Genomic DNA, 6,311 nt, shown 5'->3' with positions numbered 1-6,311 from the left:
GGGGTCAGCGCGGTCGGTGACGGTGCCCGCAGCCTGCGCGCGGGCGATCGCGCCGGCGAAGACCGTGCGCAGCGCGCGGCCGCGGTCGGCGAAGAACGCGTGCGCGGGATGCCCCGGGTCGGCCGCCGCGACCGACAGTCGCGCGTACAGCTGCACGAGACCGGGCACGTCGGCGTTGTGCGCGACGATGCGGAGATAGCCGTCGCGCACGTCCTCGATCGCCGGCGCCTCTGCAGTGCCGGCGCCGAACGCGGCAACGTCGAGCTCGTCGCGTTTGCGGAGGATCTCGGTGAAGAGCTCCTCCTTGCTGTCGAAGTAGTGGAGGAGTCCCGCCTGGCTCAGGCCCACGGCATCAGCCAGCTCCTTCACGGATGCTCCGCTGTAGCCCTCACTGGCGATCACGTCGAGGGCGCGTCCGAGGATCTCTTCGCGCTTGGCGATGCCCTTCGCGTACGAGCCGCGTGTGCCGGTGCGGCGTTGTGCCATGCGACCAGTAAACCCGAGTGACGCTTGATGATTCAATACCAAGTGACGTATGGTTTTCTAGCGAGCTCGACGGCGAGCCGCGGAAGCGGCCGTCATCCACCCGGAAGGATCGTCTCCGCATGACAGAACCCACGACCTCGGCCGCGGCATCCGTCGCCGAACTCACCCTCGAAGAGAAGGCGTCGCTCACCAGCGGCGCGAGCTTCTGGTACACCAAGCCGATTGATCGCGTGGGGGTGCCGGCGATCATGGTGACCGACGGCCCGCACGGTCTGCGCAAGCAGCGCGAGGGCGGCGACCACCTCGGTCTCGGCGACAGCGTCCCGGCCACCTGCTTCCCGCCCGCGGTCGGGCTCGGCTCGTCATGGGACGTCGACCTCGTGCACCGCGTCGGCGAGGCGCTCGGCATCGAGGCTTCCCTCGAGAACGTGGCCGTGCTGCTCGGCCCCGGCATCAACATCAAGCGCTCGCCGCTGTGCGGCCGCAACTTCGAGTACCTCTCGGAGGACCCGATCGTCTCGGGCGTGCTGGGCACGGCGATGGTCGAGGGTGTCCAGTCGAAGGGCGTGGGCACGTCGCTCAAGCACTTCGCCGCCAACAACCAGGAGCACGACCGCATGCGTGCCTCGAGCGACGTCGACCCCCGCCCGCTGCGCGAGATCTACCTGCGCGGATTCCAGCGGGTGGTCGAGGACGCGCAGCCGTGGACCGTCATGTGCTCGTACAACCGCATCAACGGCGTGTACGCGTCGGAGGACCCGTGGCTGCTGACGCAGGTGCTGCGCGACGAGTGGGGCTTCGAGGGCCTGGTCATCTCGGACTGGGGCGCCGTCAGTGAGCGCGTGCCGGGGCTGGCGGCGGGCATGGACCTCGAGATGCCCTCGTCGAACGGCGTCACCGACGCGCAGATCGTCGCCGCGGTGCAGGACGGCTCGCTCGACGAGCAGGTGCTGGATGTCGCCGCCGGCCGCGTGCTCGACCTCGTGCGCAAGGCGACGGAGGGCGCGGGCGCCGTGCACGGACCGCTCGATGTCGACGCGCACCACGCGCTCGCGCGCGAGGCCGCCGGCCGCTCGATCGTGCTCCTGAAGAACGAGGCCCCGAATGAGGCGCGGGTGCAGGGCGAGGCGCAGGCGCCGATCCTGCCACTCGCGAAAGACGCCAGGCTCGCCGTCATCGGCGAGTTCGCCGAGCAGCCCAGGTACCAAGGGGCGGGGTCGTCGCTGATCCGGCCGACGCGCCTCGACAACGCGCTCGACGAGATCCGCGCTCTGGCCACGGGCGAGGTCGCCTACGCCCGCGGCTTCAGCAACGCCCTCGAGGTCTCGGCCGAAGAGACCGCGGCGCTGCGCGACGAGGCGGCGGCCGCGGCATCCGTCGCCGACGTCGCCGTGGTGTTCCTGGGCTTGCCGGCGCGCCTCGAGTCGGAGGGCTACGACCGAGACGACATCGACCTGCCTGCCGCGCAGCTCGCGCTGCTGGACGCGGTGGTCGCGGCGAACCCGTACACCGTCGTGGTGCTCTCGAACGGCGGCGTCGTCGCCCTGCCGTTCGCCGACCGAGTGCCGGCGATCGTCGAGGCGTGGCTGCTCGGTCAGGCCGGCGGCGGCGCCATCGCGGACGTGCTGTTCGGCGACGTCAACCCGTCGGCGAAGCTCACCGAGACGATCCCGCTGCGACTGGAAGACACCCCCGCGTATCTCGACTTTCCTGGGGAGTTCTCGCACGTCCGCTACGGCGAGGGCCTGTTCGTCGGCTACCGCTGGTACGACGCGCGCCGCATCGAGGTCGCATTCCCGTTCGGGCATGGACTGTCGTATACCACCTTCGCCTACGGAGATGCCTCGGCCGCCGTGAACGCGGGCGGCGATGTCGAGGTGACCGTGGCCGTCACCAATACCGGCGACCGTGCGGGACGCGAGGTCGTGCAGGTGTACACGTCGCTTCCGGGGGGAACGGTGCAGCGCCCGGTGCGCGAGCTCAAGGCCTTCGCGTCTGTCGCGCTCGAGCCGGGCGAGACCCGCGAGGTGGTCCTCACCGTGCGTCGCGGAGACCTCGCCCACTGGGACATCCGCGTCGACCGGTGGCTCGTCGAAGGCGGCTCGTACGTCGTCGATGTCGCGGCATCGAGCCGCGACATCCGCTCGAGCGTCCAGGTCGAGATCGAAGGCGACGAGTTCACGCTTCCGCTGTCGCGCAGCTCCTCGATCGCCGAGGTGATGGCCCACCCCGTCGTCGGCGGGATGGTGCAGGCGGCGATCGCCCAGATGATGGGCGGCATGGACGGCGTCGCGAGCGTCATGCCCGAGGGTGTCGAGGTCACGAAGATGCTCGAGGCGTTTCCGATCGGCCGGGCGGGCATGTTCGCCGCCGCCGACTCCGGAGGCTCGATCAACCCCGAGATGATCGACGGCCTGATCGCGATGGGCAACGCGGGCGGCGCGCCGCAGCAGTAGCCGACGGCGACGGATGCCCCGGCTCGGCGCACGCGAAGTCGCCGGGCGGGGGCATCCGTCTGTCGCGCCGGTGGCGGCGCGGAGACCTGCGGGGAGAGCGTTCCCGTGCCGTTCACCTGTCGTTCGCCAGACGCTGTGAGGATCCAGCCACCCGTTCGGATGCCGGTCTGGGGACCGGCATGCCTCGCAAGGAGTCTCCTCGTGCCCAATCATCGTCGTGCGCTCGCCGCCGCCCTGGCCGCGATCGTCGGCTTCGTCCCCCTCACCGTCCTCACCGCCGCGCCGGCTTCGGCCGCGGTGACCGATCTCGTCATCAACGAAGTCAGCTCCGACCCGGAGGACTGGTTCGAGCTGGCCAACCCGACGGCTGCCGACATCGACCTGGCGGGGATGTGGTTCGTCGACAGCGGCACCGACGATCCGACGCACTGGGTCGAGCTCACTGGCGTCGTCCCGGCGAACGGGGTGCTCGCGATCGACTCGTCGGTCGGCTTCGGCAAGGGCGACAGCGTGTCGGTGTACCAGGGCGGCAAGGCCGCGTTCGACGCCGGCACCGCGTCGCTCGTCGACACCGCCACATGGCCGGCCGGAGTCCACGCCTCGTCGATGGGTGTCTGCCCGGCGCCCTATACCGGCGTCGTCGCGATGACGCCGACCAAGGGTGCCGTGAACGCCTGCCCGACGCCTGGTCTCGACGAGATCCGCATCAACGAGGTGTTCTCCAACGGCGTCGACTTCGTCGAGCTGGTCAACATCGGCTCGGTCGCGATCGACATCGACGGATGGACGGCCGTGGACGGCGACGCGACCCACACGCCCCTGGTGCTGGCGGACACGCCCACTCTGATCGAGCCGGGCGAGCACTTCGTCTTCCACCCTGACGACGCGACGGAGTTCCCGACCGGTGGCTTCGGCCTCGGCAAGGGTGACTCGATGACGATCGCGCTGCCGGACGGCACCGAGGTCGACACGACGACGTGGCCGGCCGACACCCACGCGTCGCCGTCGTGGGGCCGCTGCCCCGAGGGCACCGGCGGCTTCGTCATGACAACCTCGGCGACGCCCGGCGCCGTCAACGACTGCCCGATGGTTCCTGGTGTCGCCCAGATCAAGATCAACGAGGTCAGCTCCGACCCCGAGGACTGGATCGAGCTGACCAACATCGGCAGCACGGCCGTCGACATCTCGGGCTGGCTGCTCTCCGACAACGCGCGCACGACCGACCCGGCTCACCTCCAGGCGATCGTGGCGGAGAGCGCGATCCAGCCGGGAGGGTTCGTCAAGGTCGACTACACCGCCGCCGGGCTCGGCAAGGGCGACGAGGCCAACCTCTACCTCCCCGACGCCACGACGCTCGTCGACACGACCACCTGGCCCGCCGACACTCACGCCTCGTCGTGGGGGCGCTGCGCCGACGGCATCGGCGCCTTCCGCACCACGACGCCCACGCCGGGCGAGGCCAACGACTGCACGGTCACGCCGCCGCCCGCGCTCGACCCGCACTGGGACGACATCGAGATCAACGAGATCTCGTCGCTCAACGACGACGATGCCGGCAACCCCGGCTTCGGCGACGCGGTCGAGCTGGTCAACACGGGCACGAACGACGTCACGATCGAGGGCTGGTACCAGACCGACAGCGGCGCGGCCACGGGTGCATCGGCGCTGACCCTCGCCGACCTCAGGGTGTGGGACGGCGACTCGCTCGAAGCGGCGGGCTCCTGGGTCATCCCGGCCGGCGGCTACGTCGCGTTCTCGTCGAAGAAGGGCCTCTCCGGAGAAGGCGACGCCGTCAAGGTCTACGGTCCGGGTGCCGATGCGGCGTCCCGACAGCTCGTCGACGTACAGGTGTACGGCGACGGCGCGGCGGGGGTGTCCGACACCTTCGCGTCGGACGCACTGTCGTCCGCCGCATGCCCCGATGGATCCGGCGACTTCTGGTCCGTCACCGAGAGCAGCTTCGGGCGTGACAACACCGAGTCGTGCGAGACGCGGTTCCGCCCGCTCGACACCGCGATCGTCCTGAACGAGGTCTCGAACGTGGCCGGCAAGGCCGAGCTGCTCAACACCGGCGCCGAGCCGGTCGATCTCTCCGGCTGGGAGCTGCTCGATTCCGACGAGACAGTGGTCCACGCGATCCCCGCCGACACCGTGGTCGCCGCCGGCCGGTTCTACGTCGCCGACGACATCGAGGGTCTCGACAGCGTCGACTCGCTGACGATTCGCCGGGACGACGACGGCGCCAGCACCGTCGGCCACACCTGGTACGAGGACGGTCACGCGTCGTACAGCCGCTGCGAGCTGTTCGGCACGGTGTCGTACGTCGAGACCCCGACGGCGACCTGGGGCGCGGCGAACGCGTGCCCCGGCCTCGAGACCGAGACCTGGCCGGGCTCCTCCGAGATCACGATCGCCGACGCTGTGGACGCCTTCACCGACCTCGACGCCAACGACGAGGGTGACGTGTCGGGCGCGGCCTTCGACCCCTCCGACCCGAGCATCCTGTGGGTCGCGATGAACAAGGGCCGCCTGTTCAAGATGCACAAGGTCGGCGGCGTGTACGAGTCGTTCCCGGAGTGGGAAGGCGGCATCCCGCTGCGCTTCGCCGACGGCGGCGGTGAGCTGGACTCCGAGGGCGTCACGATCGGACCGGACGGCGCTGCGTACATCACGTCGGAGCGCGACAACGCACGCGCCAAGAGCACGTCACACAACAAGGTCGCGCGATTCGACGTGAGCGCCGTGACCACAGGGACGACCGAGCTCGTGGCCACGCACGAGTGGGACGTGAACGGATTCGTGTCGACGGGCACGAACCTCGGCCTCGAGGGCATCACCTACGTGCCCGACCAGTTCCTCGTCGAGTCCGGGTGGAAGGTCGACGGGGCGGCATACCGTGCCGGCGACCGTTCGACGCCCGGCCTCTTCGTGACGGCGGTCGAGGGGACGGGAGCCCTGCACTTCTTCTCGCTGCGACTGGGCGCGGCACCCGTCGAGGTGAAGGTGGAGCGCTCGGGCTTCCCGTGGTCGATGGACGTCGCGTACGACGCCGACCGCGAGGCGCTGTGGGCGCTGTGCGACGACGGCTGCGGCGGCGTCTACAACCTGCTGGAAGTCGTCGACGGCGACTTCGAGGTCGCGCACTCGTACTCCCGCCCCGCGGGGATGCCGAACCTCAACAACGAGGGGATGGCGATCGCTCCCGCATCGACGTGCGCCGACGGCTTCCAGGAGGTCGTCTGGACCGACGACGGCGACACCGGTGGCCACTCGCTGCGTGCGGGCACGCTGCCGTGTCCGGTGACCGGCGGGCCGGGCGAGCCGACGCCGACCCCCACGCCGACCCCGACTCCCACCCCGACCCCGACC

General features: G+C 70.3%; 3 protein-coding genes. 2 read left to right on the top strand and 1 reads right to left on the bottom strand.

Annotated features, from left to right (window positions below):
- The coding region (locus EIO58_RS10850) for a TetR/AcrR family transcriptional regulator (RefSeq protein WP_127819557.1) at positions 1-486 on the bottom strand (486 nt) is incomplete at its 3' end.
- Between the two features lie 119 nt (positions 487-605).
- Between EIO58_RS10850 and EIO58_RS10845 the strand changes: the two genes are divergently transcribed.
- Both EIO58_RS10845 and EIO58_RS10840 read left to right on the top strand, forming a co-directional pair.
- Positions 606-2,942 carry a glycoside hydrolase family 3 C-terminal domain-containing protein gene (locus EIO58_RS10845; protein ID WP_127819556.1) on the top strand — a complete coding sequence of 779 codons (2,337 nt, stop codon included), beginning with the start codon at positions 606-608 and terminating at the stop codon, positions 2,940-2,942.
- 201 nt (positions 2,943-3,143) lie between these two features.
- The coding region (locus tag EIO58_RS10840) for a lamin tail domain-containing protein (protein ID WP_164861639.1) at positions 3,144-6,311 on the top strand (3,168 nt) is incomplete at its 3' end.

Source organism: Microbacterium sp. CPCC 204701, assembly GCF_004010105.1.
Taxonomy (GTDB): Bacteria; Actinomycetota; Actinomycetes; order Actinomycetales; family Microbacteriaceae; genus Microbacterium.
This window is presented reverse-complemented; position numbering and strand designations above follow the sequence as displayed.